Origin of the sequence: Bacillus sp. ISL-18, from assembly GCF_018613415.1 — a bacterium.
Classification (GTDB): domain Bacteria; phylum Bacillota; class Bacilli; order Bacillales; family Cytobacillaceae; genus Neobacillus.
Genome location: NZ_JAGGQG010000021.1, coordinates 1 through 22,563, shown reverse-complemented (window position 1 = coordinate 22,563; position 22,563 = coordinate 1). Strand labels below are relative to the sequence as shown.

18 protein-coding genes and 2 pseudogenes are annotated in these 22,563 nt (G+C 35.8%); 15 read left to right on the top strand and 5 right to left on the bottom strand.

Annotation, left to right across the window (positions count from 1 at the left end; translation table 11 throughout):
• Window positions 1-140: 140 nt before the first annotated feature.
• The 11 genes and pseudogenes from J7E81_RS24650 (at window position 141) to J7E81_RS24600 (ending at window position 15,099) form a co-directional block, all read left to right on the top strand.
• Window positions 141-1,103 carry an aldo/keto reductase gene (locus J7E81_RS24650; protein WP_215046469.1) on the top strand — a complete coding sequence of 321 codons (963 nt, stop codon included), beginning with the start codon at window positions 141-143 and terminating at the stop codon, window positions 1,101-1,103.
• Between the two features lie 69 nt (window positions 1,104-1,172).
• Window positions 1,173-1,476, top strand: a pseudogene (locus tag J7E81_RS24645) (aldo/keto reductase); the annotation flags it as partial.
• Window positions 1,477-1,529: 53 nt separating this feature from the next.
• A complete protein-coding gene (locus J7E81_RS24640; RefSeq protein WP_215046467.1) occupies window positions 1,530-2,369 on the top strand; it encodes an aldo/keto reductase in 840 nt (279 codons plus the stop codon).
• A 26-nt stretch (window positions 2,370-2,395) separates the two neighbouring features.
• Window positions 2,396-3,247 (top strand): aldo/keto reductase, encoded by an 852-nt coding sequence (locus J7E81_RS24635; RefSeq protein ID WP_215046465.1) that lies wholly within the window; start codon window positions 2,396-2,398, stop codon window positions 3,245-3,247.
• A gap of 215 nt (window positions 3,248-3,462) precedes the next feature.
• Window positions 3,463-4,593 (top strand): FAD-dependent monooxygenase, encoded by a 1,131-nt coding sequence (locus tag J7E81_RS24630; RefSeq protein ID WP_215046463.1) that lies wholly within the window; start codon window positions 3,463-3,465, stop codon window positions 4,591-4,593.
• A 398-nt stretch (window positions 4,594-4,991) separates the two neighbouring features.
• Window positions 4,992-5,843: a BglG family transcription antiterminator LicT gene (gene licT, locus J7E81_RS24625; protein WP_215046462.1), complete on the top strand. Its 852-nt coding sequence runs from the start codon at window positions 4,992-4,994 to the stop codon at window positions 5,841-5,843.
• A 124-nt stretch (window positions 5,844-5,967) separates the two neighbouring features.
• Window positions 5,968-7,791, top strand: a complete 1,824-nt coding sequence (locus J7E81_RS24620) for a beta-glucoside-specific PTS transporter subunit IIABC (protein WP_215046460.1) — start codon at window positions 5,968-5,970, stop codon at window positions 7,789-7,791.
• A gap of 101 nt (window positions 7,792-7,892) precedes the next feature.
• Window positions 7,893-9,344 (top strand): glycoside hydrolase family 1 protein, encoded by a 1,452-nt coding sequence (locus tag J7E81_RS24615; RefSeq protein WP_215046458.1) that lies wholly within the window; start codon window positions 7,893-7,895, stop codon window positions 9,342-9,344.
• Between the two features lie 223 nt (window positions 9,345-9,567).
• Window positions 9,568-9,759, top strand: coding sequence for a PQQ-dependent sugar dehydrogenase (locus J7E81_RS31410; RefSeq protein ID WP_215046499.1), 192 nt, complete (start codon window positions 9,568-9,570; stop codon window positions 9,757-9,759).
• A gap of 664 nt (window positions 9,760-10,423) precedes the next feature.
• Entirely contained in the window at window positions 10,424-12,004 is a 1,581-nt protein-coding gene (locus J7E81_RS24605; RefSeq protein WP_215046456.1) for a response regulator, read from the top strand.
• A gap of 188 nt (window positions 12,005-12,192) precedes the next feature.
• The gene (locus tag J7E81_RS24600) at window positions 12,193-15,099 is read left to right on the top strand and encodes a glycoside hydrolase family 3 protein (RefSeq protein WP_215046454.1); all 2,907 of its coding nucleotides are present in this window, start codon (window positions 12,193-12,195) and stop codon (window positions 15,097-15,099) included.
• Window positions 15,100-16,052: 953 nt separating this feature from the next.
• Here the strand turns inward: J7E81_RS24600 and J7E81_RS24595 are convergent.
• Together J7E81_RS24595 and J7E81_RS24590 are read right to left on the bottom strand one after the other, a co-directional pair.
• Window positions 16,053-16,910, bottom strand: a complete 858-nt coding sequence (locus J7E81_RS24595; RefSeq protein WP_215046452.1) for a tyrosine-type recombinase/integrase — start codon at window positions 16,908-16,910, stop codon at window positions 16,053-16,055.
• A gap of 248 nt (window positions 16,911-17,158) precedes the next feature.
• On the bottom strand, window positions 17,159-18,274 hold the full coding sequence (locus J7E81_RS24590; RefSeq protein WP_214733099.1) for a tyrosine-type recombinase/integrase: 1,116 nt from the start codon (window positions 18,272-18,274) through the stop codon (window positions 17,159-17,161).
• A gap of 358 nt (window positions 18,275-18,632) precedes the next feature.
• Between J7E81_RS24590 and J7E81_RS24585 the strand changes: the two are divergent.
• Window positions 18,633-18,861: pseudogene (locus J7E81_RS24585) on the top strand (Cif family virulence factor); the annotation flags it as partial.
• 16 nt (window positions 18,862-18,877) lie between these two features.
• On the opposite strand, the gene J7E81_RS31405 reads toward J7E81_RS24585, so the two are convergent.
• Entirely contained in the window at window positions 18,878-19,141 is a 264-nt protein-coding gene (locus J7E81_RS31405; protein ID WP_215046497.1) for an IS3 family transposase, read from the bottom strand.
• Window positions 19,142-19,421: 280 nt separating this feature from the next.
• Entirely contained in the window at window positions 19,422-19,622 is a 201-nt protein-coding gene (locus J7E81_RS24575) for a hypothetical protein (RefSeq protein ID WP_215046450.1), read from the bottom strand.
• A gap of 312 nt (window positions 19,623-19,934) precedes the next feature.
• On the opposite strand from J7E81_RS24575, the gene J7E81_RS24570 reads away from it, so the two are divergent.
• Entirely contained in the window at window positions 19,935-20,162 is a 228-nt protein-coding gene (locus J7E81_RS24570) for a hypothetical protein (RefSeq protein WP_215046449.1), read from the top strand.
• Window positions 20,163-20,243: 81 nt separating this feature from the next.
• Here the strand turns inward: J7E81_RS24570 and J7E81_RS24565 are convergent, their stop codons facing one another.
• Entirely contained in the window at window positions 20,244-21,134 is an 891-nt protein-coding gene (locus J7E81_RS24565) for a LysR family transcriptional regulator (RefSeq protein WP_215046447.1), read from the bottom strand.
• Between the two features lie 208 nt (window positions 21,135-21,342).
• Here J7E81_RS24565 and J7E81_RS24560 point away from each other — a divergent pair, with 208 nt between their 5' ends.
• The gene (locus tag J7E81_RS24560; protein WP_215046445.1) at window positions 21,343-21,675 is read left to right on the top strand and encodes an aconitase X; all 333 of its coding nucleotides are present in this window, start codon (window positions 21,343-21,345) and stop codon (window positions 21,673-21,675) included.
• A complete protein-coding gene (locus J7E81_RS24555; RefSeq protein ID WP_215046443.1) occupies window positions 21,623-22,153 on the top strand; it encodes an aconitase X in 531 nt (176 codons plus the stop codon). Before J7E81_RS24560 ends, J7E81_RS24555 begins: the two co-directional genes overlap by 53 nt.
• The last annotated feature ends 410 nt before the right edge of the window (window positions 22,154-22,563 follow it).

The window sequence follows — 22,563 nt, the reverse complement described above, 5'->3', positions numbered from 1 at the left end:
GTTACTCGAAGGTTGTATGCTTATAATTATTCAAGGCTGAAATTAAATCCCTATGATAAATCATGTAAAGTTAGAGGGCTTTATTTCGAAGTCTTCGAATGACTTTGGTTTTCAAATAATGAAGAAAGGCGTGATAAGCAATGAAATTAGTCAAATTACAAAATGATAAAATCCCTCCGATTGCTCTTGGTACATGGTCATGGGGCACTGGTGCAATCGGTGGGGATGAGGTTTTTGGAAATTATCTTACAGAAACGGATTTAAAGCCAGTATTTGATGCCGCGATGGATGCTGGATTCAATTTATGGGATACAGCTGCTGTATATGGGATGAACGCTTCAGAGAACATTTTGGCAAGTTTTATCAAAGGCAGGGAGAATGTGCTAATCTCCACTAAATTCACTCCACAAATGGCAGGAGACAATGACAACGCTGTTAAGGAACTTCTGGAAGGAAGCCTAAACCGGCTGGGCGTGGATTACGTGGATATTTATTGGATATACAACCCGGCAGATGTGGAAAGATGGACACCAAAACTTATCCCTTTAATGAAAAGTGGAAAAGTGAAACATGTAGGGGTCTCCAATCATAATCTGGACGAAATTAAATTGGCAGCCAGTATCTTGGCGGAAGAAGGGCTGAAAATCTCAGCTGTCCAAAACCATTACAGCTTACTTTACCGTTCATCGGAAGAAGCAGGTATTATTGATTACTGCAATGAAAATAATATGGTGTTCTTTTCATATATGGTACTGGAACAAGGTGCATTAACTGACAAATACAATTCGAAAAATCCTATGCCGAGTGGCACCAGAAGAGGCCAGGCATTTAATCCAGATGTGCTTACTAAGATTGAAAGTTTAGTCCAAGTAATGAGAGAAATCGGCATTAGACACAATGCATCAACTGCACAAATTGCAACAGCTTGGTCCATTGCAAAAGGAACGGTACCGATTATTGGTGTTACGAAAATGTCGCATATTGAGGATGCAATAAAAGCTGCCGAGGTCAATTTGACAGCACGGGACATCCTCGAACTTGAAGAAGCGGCAAAAGAAACCGGTGTTGAGGTTAGAGGCGATTGGGAAAAACCTATGATTTAACATCTCAATGAATCAGTCTACTTTCACAGCTATTGCGAGTTACATGGGTACTCGCACTGTCTGTCAATACGGGATCAGGTTGTACTTGCGACGAAATTCGGGCATGTTCGAAACGAAAAAGGGGAAGTTTTAGGCGTCAATGGACGACCAGAATATGTTAATTCTGCCGGTGAAGAGACTATCGGTGCTATGGCTGATCTCGTGACAGAAGGAAAAGTGAGATATATCGGACTTTCGGAAGCATCAGCAGCACCATACAAAAAGGCACAAGGTACATCCGATTACAGCATTACAAACGGAATATTCATTTTGGACACGGGATGTAGAAGAGGAAATCTTGCCTACGTGCCATGAACTTGGCATCAGATTTGTTCTTTGAAAGAAACGCTGCATGCTTATAAAAAATAAAAAATGGAGGACACCACAATGGAATTTACAACACTCAGTAACGGAGTGAAGATGCCAATGGTCGGCATCGGTGTGTATCAGGTTCCAGACACTGCACAGTGTGAATGGGCTGTTCTGGATGCGTTCCATGCAGGTTACAGATTGGTAGACACCGCCGAAGCATACATGAACGAGGAGGCTGTTGGTATTGCACTAAAAAAAAGCGGACTGAAACGGGAAGATGTTTTCATCACATCAAAAATTTGGATTTCAAACTTTGGCTATGAGAAGACAAAGAAAGCCTATGAAGCAGCACTTAAGAGATTGGATATGGAGTATATGGATTTGATTCTTCTGCACCAGTCTTTGTCGGATTATTACAGTGCATGGAGAGCCTTGGAAGAGCTATATAAAGAGGGAAAGGTTCGGTCAATTGGTGTTTCCAATTTCTATCCGGAACGTCTGACGGACCTTTGCATGAATGCTGAGATTAAACCGATGATCAATCAGATTGAATGCCATCCGTTTTTTCAGAGGGAGACAGACCTTGAGTGTGCAAAGCATTTCGGCGTAAAGCTTGAGGCGTGGGCACCGTTTGCGGAAGCAGGAAGAGGAATTTTTACAAATGATGTACTGACGAAGATTGAGGCAAACCACGAAAAGACAGTCGCACAGGTTATCCTTCGTTGGAATGTGCAACGTGGTGTTGTCGTGATTCCGAAGTCTGTTCATAGGAACCGTATCGAGGAAAATATTAACATCTTCGACTTTGAACTTTCTGATGATGAAATGAAGCAGATTGCTACTCTTGATACTGGACATACGGAGATTATCGACCACTATGACTGGAAGATTGCCAAGATGTTAAATGAAGTATAGGGCAGAGAATAAGGAGGTAACTCAAAATGGAAATGATTACATTGAACGATGGAAACAAGATTCCAGTAGTCGGTTTTGGCGTATTTATGATACCGAATGATGGACCAACTTATGATGCAGTACATACGGCATTGAAAGCAGGATACCGACATATAGACACTGCTGCGGCATATTTTAATGAGGAAGATGTAGGTAAGGCTATCCGTGACAGCGGTATTCCGAGAGAGGAGATTTTTATTACTAGCAAGCTCTGGCTCCAAGATTACGGATATGAGCAGGCGAAGAAAGGAATTGCCAGATCTCTCCGTAAGTTGAACATGGATTATATCGATCTATATTTGATTCATCAGCCTTATGGAAATGTGCCTGGGGCTTGGAAAGCAATGGAAGAGGCAAAAGCTGAAGGAAAGTTGAAATCTATTGGTGTCAGCAACATGACTCCGAAGATTTGGAACGAGATTGTACCGCAGTTTGCCACGAAGCCTGCTGTCAATCAGCTGGAATTCAATCCGTTGTTCCAGCAGAAGGCAATCCGTGAGATCATGGCAAAAGATGATGTGGCTCTGGAGGCATGGTATCCGCTAGGACATGGAGATGCAAATCTGCTTTCCAATCCGGTGATCACAAAGCTAGCAGAAAAATACGGAAAAAATGTTGGACAGATTATTTTACGATTTGAAGTTCAGGAGGGTGTTATCACTCTGCCAAAGTCTGCAAATCCAGAGAGAATCAAGACTAATCTTGAGGTCTTCGACTTTGAATTGACCGATGCGGAAATGGATGAAATGCGGGGTCTTGATACCGGAAAAGGTGCTCATAATCCGGATGCACCGGGACTCCGTGAAGCCTTAATGTCTGCATTTAAGATCGAAGATTAAGGATATACGGAATGCAGGAATGAAGTGAAATAGTTGATCATTTTACTTCCGATATGGCTAAGATGTTAAACGAATGGAAAATTCATGAATTATTAATAATGAAACAATTGTATTGGTTGATATTTAATGCTTTTTTCATCAAAAAACCGATTTTCCAATTAGGAAATTCGGTTTTTCCATTTTGAAGACATTACCAATAAGGAGGAATAACAATAATGAGAAAGGATTTCCGAGGCGAATCAACCAATAACAATTTTATCAAAGAAACTAACGGCACTGCTGTTGTTGTCGGTGCGTCGCTTTCTGGACTAATGACTGGGATTGCTCTTTCACGAGCTGGATTAAATGTCACCATTTTAGAGAGAGCTGGAGCGAAACCACGTAGTGGAGCTGTTCTTCAAGTTGACAGTGGAGAAATTGATCGAACTAAAACAGCGAAACTTTTAAGGAAACTTGCTTCTGGTGGAATTAGGTCTGCTGAGGCTTGGTCATCTATACATTTTCGACTACGCACAGAAGCAGAAGCCGATCCTAGAATTGACTTACATTATGATACTCGTGTTCAAACTATTAACCAGGACAGCGACTCTGCGTGTGCGGTGACTGATAAGGGTGAGACATTCCATGGAGATATTTTGATTGGTGCAGATGGTCACCGTAGTATTGTGCGTCGCTTAGTTGCACCTTATAAACCAAATGCAACTTTTGCTGGATACCTGATATGGGTCGCTATTGTAGATGAGAAAAACATACCTGAAAAAAGCCGACCTAGCCTCACCCCGAAATTAAGTATGCCCGATGGTATCGGTGACTTTTTACTCGGTTCTATTATTGCTGGAGAAGACGGGTCTACCGCTTTAGGAGATCGACGACTAGGATGGGCTTGGTACGATAACACTCAAAATGATTTGTTACGTCGTCTTGGATGTGTGGAAGGAAACATTGTTCGGCATTCCCTTAATGCTCCTGACATCCCGGAACAGACATTGATTGAACTGGCTGAAAAAGCTTCTGTTAGATGGGAACAACCATGGTTAGACGCGATTCTTCATAGTATTGAAACATGTAATCTTGTTGGAACTCCGATTGCCGAATATGTTCCTGACAATCTTGTAAAAGGACGTATAGCAATCGTTGGAGATGCTGCACATCTACCTACACCACTAACTGCATCGGGGTTTAATGCGTCCTTACAAGATGCTGCTACCTTAGCCGAATGTGTTTCAAGGGGAATAAAAGGATCTGCAGCATCTGAAGCTCTTTTGGAATATGAAAATCTTCGTCTAAAAAATGCACGTCAAATTGTGCAATCTGGACAATCCTTTAGTCGCTCTTTTGGGCGGTAAAAGAGCGTATTCTTAAAAGATGCCACTATATAGAGTAAATTGTGAAGTTTTGTACTAAACCACCATTGGAGAACGAGTTAAAATCCCATCCTCTGTGGTGCAGCTCTGCTGCATGGATGACTATATGGGCAAGAGTTGAACAAGGAGTTTTCTAGGCAGCTCTCTTCTTTGTGCAACTGCTTGTTGAAGAAGGAAGAATAATTAGAGTAATGTTGATTAAAAATTAAAGGAAAAAAGTAGTATAATAATGGGTAAAAGTTTTGTTGCTAAACCGAAAGTCTTATGATATTATAAGGTAAGCGTATACAGAACGGGTTGTAACTGTTAAATCAGGCAAAACCGATTACCTTAGAAAAAAGGTAGGGGTTTTGCCTTTTTCTATTATCGGAGGTGATAAAGTGAAAATCGAGAAAATATTAAATAATAATGCAGTTATTTCAACAAAAGATAAACAAGAAGTTATCATCATTGGACGCGGAATTGCTTTTAATAAGCGTGTTGGAGATGATATTAATGAACAACAAATAGATAAAATTTTCACTTTGGAAAACGAAGATATATTGAAAAAGTTCAAGACCTTAATTGCTGATATGCCAATTGAGTACATGGAAATATCCGAAAAAATCATTGCATATGCAAAAATGAAATTGGGGAAAAAGCTAAACGATAGCATTTATATTCATTTAACTGATCATATTCACTTTGCAATTGAGCGGATTAAAAGTAATTTGCCTATAAAAAACGGATTACTTTGGGAAACGAAGCAATTATACAAAGATGAATATGAGATTGGGTTAGAAGCATTAAATATGATTTGTGAACAATTTGGTGTCATTTTACCAGAGGATGAAGCAGGCTTTTTAGCCCTTCATTTTGTCAATGCTGAGCTGGGTGAAGAAATGCCAGTTGTGCAAAGCATGACCAAAGTTATGCAAGAAATTTTAACCATCGTAAGATATCATTTCAAGATTGAGTTTAATGAAAATTCTTTACCCTTTTATCGTTTTATTACTCATTTGAAATTTTTTGCACAGCGGTTAGTCAAGGGAAATCATTATAACAATACATCTGATGATGACTTATATAATGTAATAAAATTAAAATACCCAGAGGCATATAAGTGCTCACAGAAAATAAAGAAGTTTATTGAGAACAGTTACACCTATCAATTAACCGATGAAGAAATGATTTATTTAACGATTCATATTGAAAGAGTAGTAAAAATCAATAACAGATTCATAGGGTTGTAACCTGATGGGCAAAACCTAAATCAAACAGTCAAAATTGATTGTTTGGTTTAGGTTTTTTTTATTACCTTGTGCGGTTAATCAACTTCAATATTACAAATGATTTTATATTAAAGGAGTGTAGAAAATGAGCCACAAAAACTTAGCAAAAGAAATTCTTGAGCTAGTTGGAGGGGAACAAAATGTAGTAGGTCTTACTCATTGTGCTACTAGATTAAGATTCAGTTTAAAAAACCGCAAAAATGCAAATAAAGCTGAAATTCAAAAACTTGACGGTGTATTAACTGTGGTTGAGAGTGGAGGACAACTTCAAGTTGTTATTGGAAATGAAGTTCCTTATGTTTTTAAGGAAATAAATCAAATAGGTAAATTTTCGGTAGATACTAATTCGGCAAATGATGAAAAAATATCAATTACTTCAAAAATATTTGATATTATTTCAGGAAGTTTTACTCCATTATTAGGTGCAATGGCAGGATCAGGTATGCTTAAAGGATTATTGGCAATTCTCACGACATATCATATTTTATCAGCAGATAGTGGAACTTATCATATATTATCTGCAGCAGGAAATGCATTATTTTACTTTTTGCCAATTTTACTTGCTGTTACCCTTTCAATCAAATTGGGTGCTAATCCATATGTAGGAGCTGTAATTGGAGGATCGTTATTAGAGCCCAATTTTACAGGGTTAATGACGGCAAAGTCTGTAACATTTTTAGGCATACCAGTAATCCCAATGAATTATTCATCTACTGTTTTTCCGATTTTTATAGCTATAATTATATATTCGATTCTTGAGAAATTTTTAAAAAAAATTGTGCACAAAGATATACAAATGTTTTTAGTTCCAATGTTATCACTAATGATTATGGTACCTTTAACAATAATGGCATTTGGTCCATTTGGAGTTTATGTTGGTAATGGAATAGCTGGACTTATTAGTTTCTTAAGTGGAAAAAGTGGTATGCTAACTGGAGCTGTAATGGGAGGTGCTTGGGCTTTCATAGTTATGCTTGGTATCCATAATGGGTTAACACCTATTGTTGTAGCCAACATTACGAACGGTGGAGATCCACTCTTAGCTATGGTTGCATCAGCTATTTTTGCCGAAATAGGTATTGCAATTGGTATCATGATAAGATCAAAAGATGCAAAGGTTAAGACAGTTGCAGGATCTACAGTATTTCCAGCAATAGTAGGTGGAGTAACAGAGCCGATTATTTACGGATTTATAGTCCGTTATAAACGTACTATACCATATTTGATTATTAGTGGAGCAATTGGAGGAGCGATTATTGGATTCTTTGGTTTAAAACAATCAGCATTAGTATTGCCTTCATTGTTTGCTATTCCTGTAATTTCACAAAAGGTACCTTATATAATTGCTATAGTTATTTCAATGATATTAGCACTACTGTTTACAATAATTTTTGGATTTGAAAATAAAAAGGAAGTTGAAGATAAAAAGGTAAAAGCAGGAGAGACAATTATAAAAAAAGAAGAGATTGTCAGCCCATTAACTGGGGTAATTAAACCGTTAACTGATGTGGATGATCCAGTGTTTTCATCAGCAGCTATGGGAAAAGGGATTGCCATTGAACCAACTGTTGGAAAAGCAGTATCGCCTGTGAACGGTATTGTCACAATTGTTTTCCCGACAGGACATGCAATTGGAATTACGTCAGACGAAGGAGCAGAAGTATTAATTCATATCGGAATCAATACTGTTCAACTAGAAGGTAAATATTTCGCACCAGTTGTTAAACAAGGAGATCGGGTAAGCCAAGGTGATTTATTAGTTAATTTTGATATTGATAAAATTAAAGAAGCTGGGTATCCGGTTACTACTCCAGTTATTATTACAAATACAGATCATTATGTAGATGTTATTGAAACCAATAAAGAAACCATTCAGGCAAAAGAAGGTTTACTGACAGTAGTCATTTAATCGTCTTCTTTTAGAGATACGGGGGAGAGACTTGATTACTCTTCTCCATATAAATTGCTTTAACTATTGTAAATAGATAATAATCTAGGAGGATTTACATTATGAATTATGAAGACAAGAAATTTCCAGAAGGCTTCTTATGGGGTGGAGCTACCGCAGCAAATCAATTAGAAGGCGGTTTTCATGAAGGGAATAAAGGATTAAATATTGCAGATGTTCTACCAGGTGGAAAAGAACGACTCAAGTTATTACGGTCACCAGGCTTCGATTTTGAAATTGATACAGAAAAATATAGTTATCCGAATCATGAGGCGATCGACTTCTATCATCGCTACAAAGAAGATATCGCGTTATTTGCAGAAATGGGATTCAAAGTATACCGTATGTCCATCGCTTGGACAAGGATTTTTCCTAATGGAGATGAGCTGGAACCAAATGAGGAGGGCTTAGCTTTTTATGACCGTGTGTTTGATGAATTGCATAAGTATGGTATTGAACCGGTTGTCACGATGTCTCACTATGAAATGCCGGTAAATCTTGTGAAAGAATACGGCGGCTGGAGAAGTCGAGAAGTTGTTAAGTTCTTTGAAAGATATGCAAAAGTAATTTTGAACCGTTACAAAAACAAAGTAAAGTATTGGCTGACATTCAACGAAATCAATTCGGGTCTTGAATTACCGATTCTGGGTCTTGGTTTTGCGATTCAAAAGGAAGAAGATAAATATCAGCAAACATTCCAAGCTTACCATCATCAATTCGTTGCAAGCAGTTTAGCGGTAAAGGCTTGCCATGAAATCATTCCTGATGCAAAAATAGGGTGTATGATTATATATGCACCTATATATTCTTATGATAGTAACCCTGAAAATGTAATGTATGCTCTACAAAAATCGCGCTTCCTTAATAATTTCTGTGGTGATGTTCAGGTAAGAGGAGAATACCCTGCTTTCATAAAGCGTTACTTTAAAGAACATAACATTAATCTTGAAATGCAACCCGGTGATTTAGAGCTTCTGAAAACTTATCCAGTTGATTTTATTAGCTTTAGTTATTATATGTCACTTACCGAAAGGAAAGAAAAGGAAGCTACTGACATTGGAGAAGGTAATATTTTAGGAGGAATGAAAAATCCATTCCTAAAAGCGAGTGAGTGGGGATGGGAAATAGACCCTATCGGATTAAGAGTTGCCTTGAACGAATTATATGACCGATACCGTAAACCACTTTTTATTGTTGAGAACGGTTTAGGAGCCAAGGACAAAGTAGAGGAAGATGGCTCAATTCACGATGATTATCGAATTGAGTACCTTCGCATCCATATCGAACAAATGGCGGAAGCGATTGAAGATGGCGTTGAACTGATGGGATATACTCCTTGGGGCTGTATTGATTTGGTTGCTGCTTCTACGGGAGAAATGAGCAAACGTTACGGGTTTATTTATGTCGATTTAGATGATGAAGGAAATGGAACATTCGATCGATTGAAGAAAAAATCATTTTATTGGTATAAACAAGTAATTGAATCAAACGGTGTAAATTTAACAGCTAAATAAAATGTGATTTGATGTTAGATTAAGATCTATTAATTGATTTACCTTATATTTAGTAATAAAAATATGCAGAGGGAGTACATCGGCAGTCTGTAGATTTAAGTGAAGATTTATCTGCTGGATCAGAAGCAGGGCTTCTTGGATTTATCTTGGACTTAGACTTTGAACAAACTAATGAAGCTTTTGCATTTTATACCTATGAAAAAGAAGAAGTACATTTAACAAAATTGAAAAGATACGTCTAAATGGGAATGGATGGGAAGAAATAGAAGTTTTATTAGATGAGCTTCCTGGAGGTTCTTATCATGATGGTGGTAGATTAGAGATTGGTCCTGATAATAAATTATATGCAACAGTAGGAGACGCATACAATCTGGATGAAGTTCAAGATTTGGGTTCACTAAGTGGCAAAATTTAATAGCCTTTGCAATTTTCATTATTTAAACATTTAAAGAAAACTACCCGAAAAGATGCTAAAAGCAGTGTGATTTCAATTGTGAAATCTACTGCTTTTAAACTTATATATGCTTCTTCTTGTGCGAGTACTTCAAAAGAGAACGACTTAGGAGAAACTCTCCTTTTTAAGGTGAAATTTTTTGGCTTAAGGACTAGATAATCATTTTTGGAAATAGGTGAGTTTATAAGGAGCAGACCAAAAAGGCACTTTCCTTTTTTCAAGTATTGATGGGTTTATGAAGAGTTGTAGTTAAACTACTGGAAACAAGAGTTAAAGAATGGGGATGGTGGCGTGACAAGATAATAAACAATTTTAATTCATCTGTTTAATAATCAACAAATAATTGTTATCTAACCATTGCAAGCTTTCCAGTTCCGTTTAAAATTATCAACAAATATGTTAAAGGAGGATTCACAATGACCACATGGTTGAAAGACGAATTACTCAAGATTGCTAAGTCCGATGACCTGCACATCTCGCCGTTCAGTGAGTAAAAAGATGCCGTAGGAACGAAAACACAACAAGGGAGAGAAGAACATCCTTTTTATTTAAAGATTGAATCCATTTACAAAAAAGAACTAATCATAGATTATGATTCTTTATATTTTTAATGGGGGAATATACCGTGTTGAAAATCCTTATAGTTGATGATGAGGTACTAGAACGAAAGGTATTATCGAGAATCATAGGTAGCTCTTCTGATCTTGTTAAGGTCATAGGAGAGGCTCCTAATGGGAGAACGGCCATTGAAATGGCTATAGAGCTTCGGCCCGATATTATGTTTATGGATATAAAAATGCCCGGTATTGATGGTGTACAAGCTGTGAAAGAAATTAGAAAGTTTAACCCTGAGATTAGGTTTATAATGGTCTCAGCCTTTAACACATTCGAATATGCAAAGGAAGTCATGCAGCAGGGAGTAAAAGAATACATACTAAAGCCTAGCAGTAAAAAAGATATCCTCGAAAGCTTAAACCGTGTCTCAAAAGAAATTCTAGAAGAAAGAAAGCGGATTGAAGAGCATCAACATTTAAAGGAAAACCTTAATCTTGCATTTTCCATAGCACAAAAGGAATGGGTTTCTTCCTTATTATTAAACCAAGTCAAGGATATCACGTTTGATGAGTGGGGCCAATTATTTAGTGTTGAAATTACAAGCGGATTTATCGCACTTTTTTCTCTTGAAGCTCATGAAGGAACCGAACTAACAACAGATGAATTACAATCCTGGCATTTATGGCTGAGTGAGACTTTAAAAATTGTAGTTAAAAAGCAAGAGATTATGATTGGTCCATTAAATACCAACCAAATTCCAGTCTTAGTCCTTTGCAGAAAAGGAACAGAAAAAAGTCAAATAAAAATAAGTATGCAGAGTAATATTGAACGCATTTTTACTTTTTTTAAAAAAGAATCTTTTAAAGGACATCTAAAAATTGGAATTGGACGCCTGTATAGTGATGAAAAAGATTTAAATAAATCTTATCATGAAGCGGTTGCGGCCTTAAAGCAACTATCTAACCAAAATAAGCGGTATTTCTTTTTAGAAAAACAAGAACTAAAAGAACTACCGTCCCAATCAGCGATTTTTGAATTTGAAAAAGAACTTCTAGATGCGATTCGGCAGGGAGATGTGAATAATGTCCTATATATTTATGATTCTTTTATAAGTAAGTTTAATGAAAAGACCTCAGTACTTAAAAGGCTATTAGACGAGATATTTATTCTTATTTTACGCATGCTTCATGATTTAGGGATTAATTATCAACAAGTACCTTTATTTACAGAAACTGAAGAGTTAATTGAGCTGGTAGAAAAGGGAAAAACGTATTTATTGGAAGTAGTTCAGAATGTACAAGTTTGGCGAAATATTCATGCGAGCGGGATACTTCATAATGCAAAAGAATTTATAGAACTCCACTATTCTGACCAACTTTCATTGGAGCAAGTTTCAGAATATGTAGGAATTAGTCCGTTCTATTTTAGTAAATTATTTAGAGATCGGTTTGGAATGACTTTTATCGATTATTTGACCGGAATAAGAATTACAAAAGCCAAAGAAGAAATGAACGACACACAAAAAAGCTTAAAAGAAATCTGTTTTTCTATCGGTTACAAAGATCCCAATTACTTTAGTAGGGTTTTCAAGAAGGTTACAGGTAAATCGCCAACAGAATTTCGAAAAACAGCTCAAGTTCATAATTACTAAAAGCAAAAAAGTGAAGAGTTTTGGCAATAAAGTCCAGAATATTCATTACATTCAAATTAATATTTAAGTTATAGTTTAGTTGTAAGCGCTTAAACAACTTGCCTATCCAATGAAAAAATTGTAAAGACAGGGGTGGAATATAGTTTAAGTTATTTAGATTAATATAATGAAGGTGAGGAAGGGAAATAATGGAGAAGGGCAACAACTTGAAAAGAGTAGCGAAAGGATTGCTATCAATAGTGTTTTCAGCATCCTTGGTAGCAGGAAGTTTTTCAACTGCATTTGCAGCAAGAACTTCGAATGATGTTACACCATCAGAAACAGCACATCGGCAGCTAGCGTATGAAGCGGCAACTGAAGGAATGGTATTATTAGAAAATAATAACAAAGCATTACCTATCCCCAAAAATGGTGAAATCGCTTTATTTGGCGGACCTGGTTCTGTATATACAGTAAAGGGAGGCACTGGCTCAGGTGATGTTAACCAAAGAGAGGTTGTAACCATTTTTGATGGATTTAAAGCGGCAGGTTATGATATTACAACCAAAGACTACTTAGATGGATTATTAGCAAATACAACCGCGAGTACAAAAGAGGCAGCAATTCCATCAAATGTATTAACAGCAGCGAAATCAGCAAATACAGCTGTTTATGTAGTATCTAGAAATTCAGGTGAGGGTGCAGATCGAACTGCTACTAAGGGCGATTATTACCTGACTGATATAGAACTTGCCAATATCAAAGCAGTCGCCGCTAATTTCGAAAAAGTGATAGTAGTTTTAAATGTTGGTGGAACAGTAGATACAAGCTTCTTCAAGACTGTTAATAAGGAAATTCCAAATGGAATTGATTCCTTGTTCCTTATGTCTCAAGGTGGTATGGAAGGGGGAAATGCACTTGTTAAACTGTTAAATGGAACAGTCACACCATCGGGTAAATTAAGTGATACATGGGCAGCAGCATATGCGGATTATCCTTCTTCACAAACGTTTAGTACCAATGATAATAATAGTTTACAAGAAAATTATACGGATGATATCTATGTAGGATATCGCTATTTTGACTCATTTGGTGTGACGCCAGCTTATGAATTTGGTTATGGATTATCTTATACAAACTTCAAAATTAAAGTGGAATCTGTAGAAAGTAACAAAGATACAACCAGGGTAAAAGCTAAAGTTACCAATATTGGTAAAACCTATTCCGGGAAAGAAATAGTTGAAATCTATTTCTCAGCACCGAGTGGAAATATAGAAAAACCATATCAGGAGCTGGCGGCATTTGCTAAAACAAAGTCCCTGCCACCGGGGGCTAGTCAGACGCTTGAGATTACCTTTGACACAACAGAAATGTCTTCCTATTATGAAGAAAAAGCTGCGTATGTCATGGAAGCAGGAAAATATATCATCCGTGTTGGTGATTCTTCAAGAAATACAACAATTGGAGCAGTTATTACTCTGGATAAAGATGTGATTACCGAAAAATTAAGCAATCAAAGTACTGCAGATAAAAGTTTGTCTACAATTTCTTCTAAGGGTAAGACACCATTTCATACTGATACAGATGCAGAAATAAAGAGTGCATTAAAACTGACATTAAAACAAACAGATTTTAAAACAGTAAATAATGCGACAAAAAACGACGCTGAAACGGTTACTACATTTTTAAGTGATACAGCTGCAACCCCTTATGAACAGAATGCAAGCAGTAAATATCTTGATTATAATGAAGAGCTAAAAAGAGTAACAACAAGATCTGGAGCAACTTTACAGGATGTAGCAAATGGTACTATCTCAATGGAACAATTTGTTGCGGGAATGACACCAACAGAATTGGTAAATATAACAAATGGAATTATGGGGGTAACTCCAACTAGTGATACTGGAGCTTCGGCAAATAGTGTAAGGGGCGGAGCTGGAGAAACAACCCAACTGTATTATAGTAAAACTCCAAATAGTGATGAATATGCTGATTATGGAATTCCCAATATCGTATTAGCAGATGGACCTGCCGGTCTTCGACTTACTAAGTCGTACACTGTAGATGGACAGACATATTATCAGTACGCTACAGCATGGCCAATCGGAACATCTCTTGCCCAGACATGGAATACCGATCTTAATAAAAAAGTTGGAAATGCGGTTGGAGAAGAAATGACTGAATATGGTGTAACTCTTTGGTTGGCACCAGGAATGAATATTCATAGAAATCCATTATGCGGACGTAATTTTGAATATTTTTCAGAAGATCCATTCTTAACAGGCATTATTGCTTCAGGACAAACTTTAGGTGTTCAGGAACATCCAGGTATCGGTGTAACAGTTAAGCACCTTTCAGCGAATAATCAGGAAAATAATAGAAAAGTAGAGAATAATTCAATTTCCGAAAGAGCACTTAGAGAGATTTATCTAAAAGGATTTGAAATTGCAGTTAAGAGTGCGCAGCCTATGGCAATCATGACATCTTATAACAAAATCAATAGTGAATACGCAGCTTCAGACTGGGATCTGTTAGAAAATATTGTCCGCTCAGAGTGGGGATTTAAAGGTCTAATCATGTCAGACTGGGTGAATAATGCAAGTCCTGCCAGCGAAATGCATGGTGGAAATGATATTATTATGCCAGGGAGCAGACAGAATCAACTTATAAATGCAATAAATGGAATTCCTACACTCCCTACTTTTACTACGACTGGAGATCCAATTCAAGGAATGATACAATTAAGTATGTTAGGAACATATATGTGGGGCGATGATTGGAAGGATTTCAACCCATCTGCAAAAGGAAAGCATACATTGTCTACAACAGTTGCAAGGGGAGTTACTTTGGGTGCCAGAGTTACAGACTATGTTAATGCTGGTATAGCGACTGTAGTAACCAATTCAGATGGAACAAGAACAGTTACGTACAAAGGCGACTTTTTAGGAGTAATGTATTTGGGTGACCTTCAAAAATCTGCTATGAATGTATTACATACTATAATGCAGACAACTCAGTATGCAAAATTATATGGCTCCACAGCAAAATCGTATACTACCCAGTTTACAAATTTGAAACAGTACCTCAATTCGGTTGAAACAGATAGCAAAAAATAAACTAGATATAAAGATCAAGTAAAGGCTATTGCTTCAAAAACCCTTTCTGTAAGAGGCTGCTGAAAAAGTCGAAATCCTATGCGATAGATTCATATGCGTATAGGATTTCTTTTTTTGCATAATTGTAGAATAATAAGTGAGACATTTTCATATGGGGGTCCCTGGTTTTTATTTCCCTTCGGGTGACAAATGGAAGAAGAGGAGGTTTGAAAACTCTCCTCAATTACTTGTTTAATCCCATTAATAAAATAAGTAAACAGACCACACTTTTGGTCACAACTTGGTCACAGATTAGATGTTTTTATATTTAATTAGATAAAATTAAATGATATTTGATTTGATAAAAAGTACATTAGATCAAGACTTTACGGCATTATATAAAACAAAATGTAATCAAAAATGATACCTTCCCTCTAACTTCAAAACTGTGTGTGTCTATAAAAATTTTACTCATTCATAATAGATCAAAAAAGTCTCGTAAATACTTTTCGAGACTTTTTTGATCTATTCAAGCTAAGGGACGATAGGAATATTAATTTTCTCACAAAATTAATAATATATATTTCGACATATATGTTATTAATATCATATATTATAAAATTGTTATTATTTTCGATTAGATTGTATATTGTATCATTACTTTTAAATATACATCATATTAAAACTCAGAAATAAAAGGAAAGCCGATAGTGTATCTTTAAAAATAAATGATCTTTTTAAGAGAAGAGACAAATATTTGTATATATAATTTTTATTCTTGAATTCTCAAACAATTAACCTACAACGAAATTACATGTAAGATTGTACATAAAAGAAAAGATAAATGCGCTAGAATGCAAATCTCCAACACAACAAAATAAGGAAACGAGAACCATATAAAATATTTATCATCAAAAAATTAAATAACGGTCTAACCTCCATTTAAATTAATTCTTTAAACCACTTTGTTCGAATTAAGATTTTGGGGTTATATTTCCAAGTAAAATGTATTTTAAGTAATTAGATGCTGAATTTTCTTCTATTCCAAGTTCTTTTGCAATGTCTTGTAGGGAATATTTTTTTAAATACAGATGTAATGCCATTGCTCTACGTATAGATATCAGCGTCAATGCTGGATCGTTTTCCCCTAGATAATCTGAAGATATCGCTCTCAAATGGTTGAGAATAGACATAACCTGAATAGGTCCCCCAGAACGTTCTCCATGTCGTGTAGTGGTAAAGACAAAATCACTTTCATTATACCTTGTTTCCACATAGTACTCTCGAAAGCATGTGGCTTCAGTACCTCTTAAAGAAATTGAACGATTCTTAAGTTGTATGACAATGTTATTATTGTCGAGTTCATCAATAATATCTTCTTTTTTAAAACGAAAATCTGCTGTCTTTAATCCCTTTACAGCTAAAAGGAATACGGCTTTTCTCAATTTAGAATATCCCTGGTTCAACAACACATTTTCCAAGATTGATAGTATTTCATCATAAGTAACAATTACTTTAAGCTCCTTTTCAATTTTCAAACGTTTCATTTTCACAGCTGGATCAATGGGTACTTTATTAAACTCCCAAAGAAAATGGAAAAATGTCTTGATAATCGCTAACTCTTTGTTAACAGTAGAAATACTCTTATCCCGTTCTAATTCTTCTTCTAAGTAATTTTTAATATCAGTAGGAGAAATTTGAAAAGGCTCCTTATTAAAAGGGTAAGATTTATTTATAAACTTAAAAAATTGGTTAACTACCTTATCATAACTTTTTACTGTCTCTAAACTGTATCCTTTATCTTCAATATGTCTAATAAATCCATAAGGCATTTTTTCATCCCCATTCACTTTTTAAAAAGAAGTTCATACTAATTAAAAAGGGTACGAACGTACCCTAATATTATGAAAATTAATGGAAATTGGCCGTTAAGGAATAACATACCACCTTGATTAAATGCAAGATATAGATCAATAAAAACTGAAAAAAATGGCCACTTTTTTCCTTTTCTCAGCTTTCCTAAAAACAAGTTTTAAAAGGACTCTTTCTCTAATCAAAGGTTACTGAACAACTGATGTCTCTAAAACAAGTTAACTTTATTTAAATGAAGATATGAGTTATCTTGATTGATTCGTTCTAAATATATATTGGTTGTGGAAATATCCGAATGGCCAGCCCAATCCTTTACAACAGCAAGAGGAACGTCGTTCTCCAAGAGAAGAGTAACAAATGTATGACGGAACCAGTGAGGAGTAACGCTTAAATTTTTTCCAGCAAGATGTACAGCTTCCTTCACAATTTTATACAGGGCAGGGTAGGTTAACCGTTTTTTATTTACTAGAGGTTCATTTTTATTGTATAAAGCGAAAAAAAGGGGGCTTGTATCTTGCATATTTATTTCAACAGATTCGCCCATACTTTTTCGATAACTAAATAGAATTTCTTGTGTTTCTTCTCTTATAGGGATTGATCGAGGTTTATTCCCTTTTCCAATTACATCTGCGAATAAAAATCCTTTACGGTTATAGCGAAAACTTCCCCAATTTAAGCTTAAAAGCTCACTTGCACGAAGCCCCGTGGTATAGAGCAGGTAGCCAATCAGCAAATTTCTTTTCTCTAATTGTTCTCGATTTCGTATTGCTTTCACAATTTTAGGAAAAAAGGAAATCAAAAATTCAGCGTCTCGTTGACTCAATTCCCTAACTTGCAATCGTGTTTGTGCATCTTCGTGACGAGTTTCTTCTATTATATAGTGTCCTTTTTTAGATACTGGTTTGGAGATCCAAGTGGAAAGGTGAGCTTTATAAAATTGCGTTTCATACCCAAAGTCCAATAACCTTCGGAAAAACTCTAATTTTCGAATGGCAGATTTTGCTGCATACTTTTCTTTGATAAATTGGTTATACGCTTTTACTTCCGGGAATCCAATATCTCGAAAAGATAGAGAATGCTCCGATAGAAAAGTGAGCAGCGTTTTTGCATCTGAGCGGTAGGCTTTAATCGTGTGGGAAGAAAGCTTTTTATCCTTGGGAAACAATTTCTCTATAAAAAACATTTCAATAAAATCCTGTTCGGAACTATTTTCAAGTGTGAGGTTTCGATTTTCATCAAGTAGATGACGAGCTTTTAGATTCTCCTGTAAATGGGTTAAGTACTGTTCACCATTCATATTTTGAAGAAGAGTCAAATAATTCATTTATTGACCTCCTAAGAATTGAATTTATTACTAATAACAATATTATGTATAGTAAAGATAATACCTAATTATCTTTACTTATATGATACCACAGAATGTTTGTTCTAACTATATTCTTTTCTCCAGAATTTTATTAGATTACAATGTCGCAGATTAAGCCTCAGACGAAATTAGATTTAGTTTTAAAGGCTACCACCCATTTCATTTGTCTACAGCTATAGCGCCAATTTTTCTGGTTAAACTATGGGCAGATATAAAAAGGAATATATGTTAGTCAAAAATCTACCTATTTCCAATAAAAGGATGTGTCGATGTGTTATACTTTTATATAGATAGTATTATCCAAGGAGGATATTTGATTGAACACGAATTAAAGTATTTTATTAAGAAGTGTGACCTTGCAGTCAAACAGGAGGATTTTGATACATTGATGAACTACTATACTGAGGATGCCATTTTAGTTGTAAAACCTAGAATGATTGCACGAGGTAAAGAGGAAATCAAAAAGCATTTATTGCAATTGCAAAATACTTCAATAACACCCTTGTACCAAACAGGGAGAAATGATTATTTTAAAAGCTGCTGACTTGTGTTAGTTAATTCTTAGACGTACGTAATATCGGTAAGTAATACTTTCCCTGGTTCACCTTCATCAAATTTTCTATCAAGTAGATTTGATAGGGTTTTATGCTCCTGAGTTGCCTTTGCCATTTTCCTGTAAGAATTTATCTGCCTGATCTTCGCTACCAAGTTAAATTTCCTCATAATCCTTCGAATCTTTTTATGGTCCATTACGACATAGTAATCGTTCTCCAAAATCATCTTGATAACAAGAGCACCTACTATTGCCTTCTTTTCATCAAAGATTTTTTTATTAGCTCATTATCTTTCCAATCATTTTCTTGTCTTGAATCCCTTAGATTTTCAGCTTTTATCCATGCGTAATAACCACTCCGGCTTACTCCTGCCATCTCTAAGAGGTATTTTTATCCCGGTAATTCCACAATTCCGAACAATCTTTTCGATAAGCATAAATTTCTCCGTCTTCGTTACTATTTCTCCTTCGATACCTGCCTTTCGAGTTCGTCTAACTTTTTTAAGAATTCTAGCTCCGCTTCTAAATACTTGATCCGTGCCTCAGCCTTCCTTAAGCTTTCCTCAACTGTAAGCTGTTTAGATGATGGTCTTCCAGTACTACCTTTTCCTCTCCGTTCCGTAAGAACCCATCTTCCCCAAACTGATTAAAAGTTTTCCTCCAGCGTTTTAAGCATTGTTTAGGTTTTTCAGAACCAATCACTTGAAGGTCAAATCCATGCTCAATAAAGATTTGTACTAGGGCCCTTTCCATTAAAATTCTCTTTTACAGCTCTAATCTTAAAGTCGGGTGTATATGAAATAGAACGTTCGGACACATGGACCACATTCGGATTACTCTCTAATAATTTAATCTGAATCTCGTTAAATATAATTTTACTCATTTTAAATTTCCTCCGGTTATCTCCTCTAAATAATTATAAACGGTTTTTTGTCCAGCGAACACAAAAAACCCGAATAAGGGATTTTTTTTAAAGTGTCCATTATTCGGGTTATAGTTCAATATCTGGTTGACCTTATAATACGAACGGGTGCTTTACTTCAAAAAGCCAAGGAGGTAAAAATTATGGCATTAGATTGCTTTTTTTATGATGTAAATGATAATGATATTGACTATTTTTCTATGTCAGAATCTTTACACGAAGCAATTTTTAATAATCGCAATAAATATTATCGTAGCTATATTTACCTTAGAAAGCTTATTAATTACTATGGTGATGCAAAATTTGAGGGTAACGAAGTTAAAAGTCTTATCGAAGACCTAAAACTTTATTTGCCATATTACACCCGATAAATAGGTACTGTTATATCAGGATTGGACATAAAGCCGGCAACTGCAAGCATAGAAGGATGAATCCTTGTTTCAAAATGTAAATTACCCCCCCAGAGCCTCTTTTAAAAACTGAGTCCAAGTCCGTGTGGCATAGGATAAATAACTATCCTTTCTCCAGGCTATTCCTAAATGCCAATTTATTTGAGGTTCAACAAGAGGCAAGATTTTTAACTTTAGACGCTGGTGATCAATTTCATTAAAATGACTTTCCGGAAGAATGGTGATTCCTTGATTAATAGAGACCATTTCCATCATAAAATTCCATTGCGAGGTTTCACAGATAATATTGGGTTCAAAACTGAGTCTTCTGCATTCCTCCATAATGGTATCATGTATGGTAAACCCTTCTCGAAAGATGATAAAGTTTTCTTTGAACAATTCCTCCCACTTGACGCTCTCCTTTTTTGCCAAAGGATGCCTTTGATGAATAAGAATGCGTAAGTCACCTTTTAAGAAAGGAAAGAATTCAAATACATCCTTATCAATTGGGTAGGGCATTACCACCAAATCCAGGTCTCCCTGCATTAATGCTTTTTGTAGATTGGCTGCACCATCCTCCATAAATCGGACATGAATTTCCGGATATAGTTTATGAAATTCAGCGATCATTTTAGAGAGAAGTTTCGTTCCTAGCATGGGGAATATTCCCATTTTAACGTAACCCTTTTTACTATTTTTTGTATCATCCAATTCCTGATGAAATTGTTTTAAGGTTTGGTGAATTTGCTGACCATATTGAAATAACAGTTTTCCTGCATCCGTAAGCTCAAGCTTTCGAGTTGTACGGATTAGCAGTTTTACATCTAATTCTTCTTCTAAATCTTTAATCACATTGCTGATATTGGGTTGGGAAATATATAAAGATTCAGCTGCTTTTGAAAAACTACCACGTTGAACGACCTCAGAAAAGTAATGTAATTGTTTTAGCTCCATTGTTTAGCTCCTATTAATAATAATGTGAAATAAATACTATAACATATATATATTTAAATTATAAATGATACATCGTTATAATATACATGTAAGCAAGAAGTTAATAAAAGTTTATAACAATTTGTGAAAAACATCACAATTATTCTTTTGGTTGTTATTTGTGAATTATTTCACATAGTATTTCTTTTATAAGAAAGGTGGAATTTAAATGGAAAAGTACAAAATGGAACTTACCCAAGAGGAAAAAGATATTCTTGAGGGCAAGCAAGGGGATGTCCTGCAGAAAGTAATGAAATCAATTGTTTTATTTGGCGAAGCCTTTAGGGCAAAGCGTCTAGTTCCAATCGATGGACCGATTCATGTTGTAACTTCTTTTGGTATGACTGGATTTGATGCGGTATTTTCCATGATGGATGAATTGATTGGTGCTGGTTTAAAAACAAAAGAACCATTTACGGTTGATCCGAGACCCATTGATTTTGACAATATTGAAACGACAGAAGAGAGCTGTTGTTTATGCCAATTCTGTGATCTGCGCTAAATCAAACAGAAATTCAGGAGTTATTGAATTATTATGCGGAATTTTAGGAAAAACACCGGAGTTCGGATTTTTAACTCAAGAAGGACGTTGTGCCCAGTGGTTAGTGGAAGTAAAGACAACAAAAACACCGAATCCCATGTTACTCGGAAGTGCGATTGGGATGAAGGTAGTTGGAGATAATCCTTATATTACGGGTCTTGATCAATTACTGGGAACGGAACTCAATAACACGATGAAGGATTACTTGAAAGATATGGGAGCCGCAACAGCTTCTAACGGTGCCGTTGGTTTATACCATGTTGAAAATGTTACACCTGAAGCGATCGAACAAGGAAGAGACCTCTTGGTGGAAGGATTTAAAACCTATGTCATAGATGATGAAGAATTAGATCGAGTGATGGCATCATACCCTGTGTTCGCGGATGCAGCTTTGTTCACACCGGGTATCGTTTCTAACAATTCACTTTCCTTGAGATAAGGAGTGAGTTATTGGTCAATCTGTTCTTCGACTTTTTTTGTTTGTATAAAAATGAGTCCTTCTATTAAACGTATTATGAACTAGGAATAATGATACTAATCTTTTGTGAGTTTCTGCCCCATGTACCGTAATGATGTGTTATCTTAACCAGTATCCCATTTCAAAACTTCTTTCGGAGGAGTCGCTATGATAAAATTAAACCGGTATGGGGTCCAAGTATCTTTATGCGGTTATCTTAACTCGTGCATAGAAAACCTTTGTTTATCAATGGTTTATTTATTGAAGACATGTAAACAACGTATTCGTCTAGACAACGAACCTAGCATCAAATTCTACAATCGTTAGTTTCCTTGAAAGGCAACTAAAACGCCTTAAGGCGTTCTCAGTAAATCGAGTAGGAGGGGGTGATT

Excerpts from the sequence above, each read along its gene's own strand:
- J7E81_RS24650 (WP_215046469.1), top strand. The coding sequence starts at position 141 with ATGAAATTAGTCAAATTACAAAATGATAAAATCCCTCCGATTGCTCTT.
- J7E81_RS24640 (WP_215046467.1), top strand. The coding sequence starts at position 1,530 with ATGGAATTTACAACACTCAGTAACGGAGTGAAGATGCCAATGGTCGGC.
- J7E81_RS24635 (WP_215046465.1), top strand. The coding sequence starts at position 2,396 with ATGGAAATGATTACATTGAACGATGGAAACAAGATTCCAGTAGTCGGT.
- J7E81_RS24630 (WP_215046463.1), top strand. The coding sequence starts at position 3,463 with ATGAGAAAGGATTTCCGAGGCGAATCAACCAATAACAATTTTATCAAA.
- J7E81_RS24620 (WP_215046460.1), top strand. The coding sequence starts at position 5,968 with ATGAGCCACAAAAACTTAGCAAAAGAAATTCTTGAGCTAGTTGGAGGG.
- J7E81_RS24615 (WP_215046458.1), top strand. The coding sequence starts at position 7,893 with ATGAATTATGAAGACAAGAAATTTCCAGAAGGCTTCTTATGGGGTGGA.
- J7E81_RS24600 (WP_215046454.1), top strand. The coding sequence starts at position 12,193 with ATGGAGAAGGGCAACAACTTGAAAAGAGTAGCGAAAGGATTGCTATCA.
- J7E81_RS24595 (WP_215046452.1), bottom strand. The coding sequence starts at position 16,910 with ATGCCTTATGGATTTATTAGACATATTGAAGATAAAGGATACAGTTTA.
- J7E81_RS24590 (WP_214733099.1), bottom strand. The coding sequence starts at position 18,274 with ATGAATTATTTGACTCTTCTTCAAAATATGAATGGTGAACAGTACTTA.
- J7E81_RS24575 (WP_215046450.1), bottom strand. The coding sequence starts at position 19,622 with ATGGAAAGGGCCCTAGTACAAATCTTTATTGAGCATGGATTTGACCTT.
- J7E81_RS24570 (WP_215046449.1), top strand. The coding sequence starts at position 19,935 with ATGGCATTAGATTGCTTTTTTTATGATGTAAATGATAATGATATTGAC.
- J7E81_RS24565 (WP_215046447.1), bottom strand. The coding sequence starts at position 21,134 with ATGGAGCTAAAACAATTACATTACTTTTCTGAGGTCGTTCAACGTGGT.
- J7E81_RS24560 (WP_215046445.1), top strand. The coding sequence starts at position 21,343 with ATGGAAAAGTACAAAATGGAACTTACCCAAGAGGAAAAAGATATTCTT.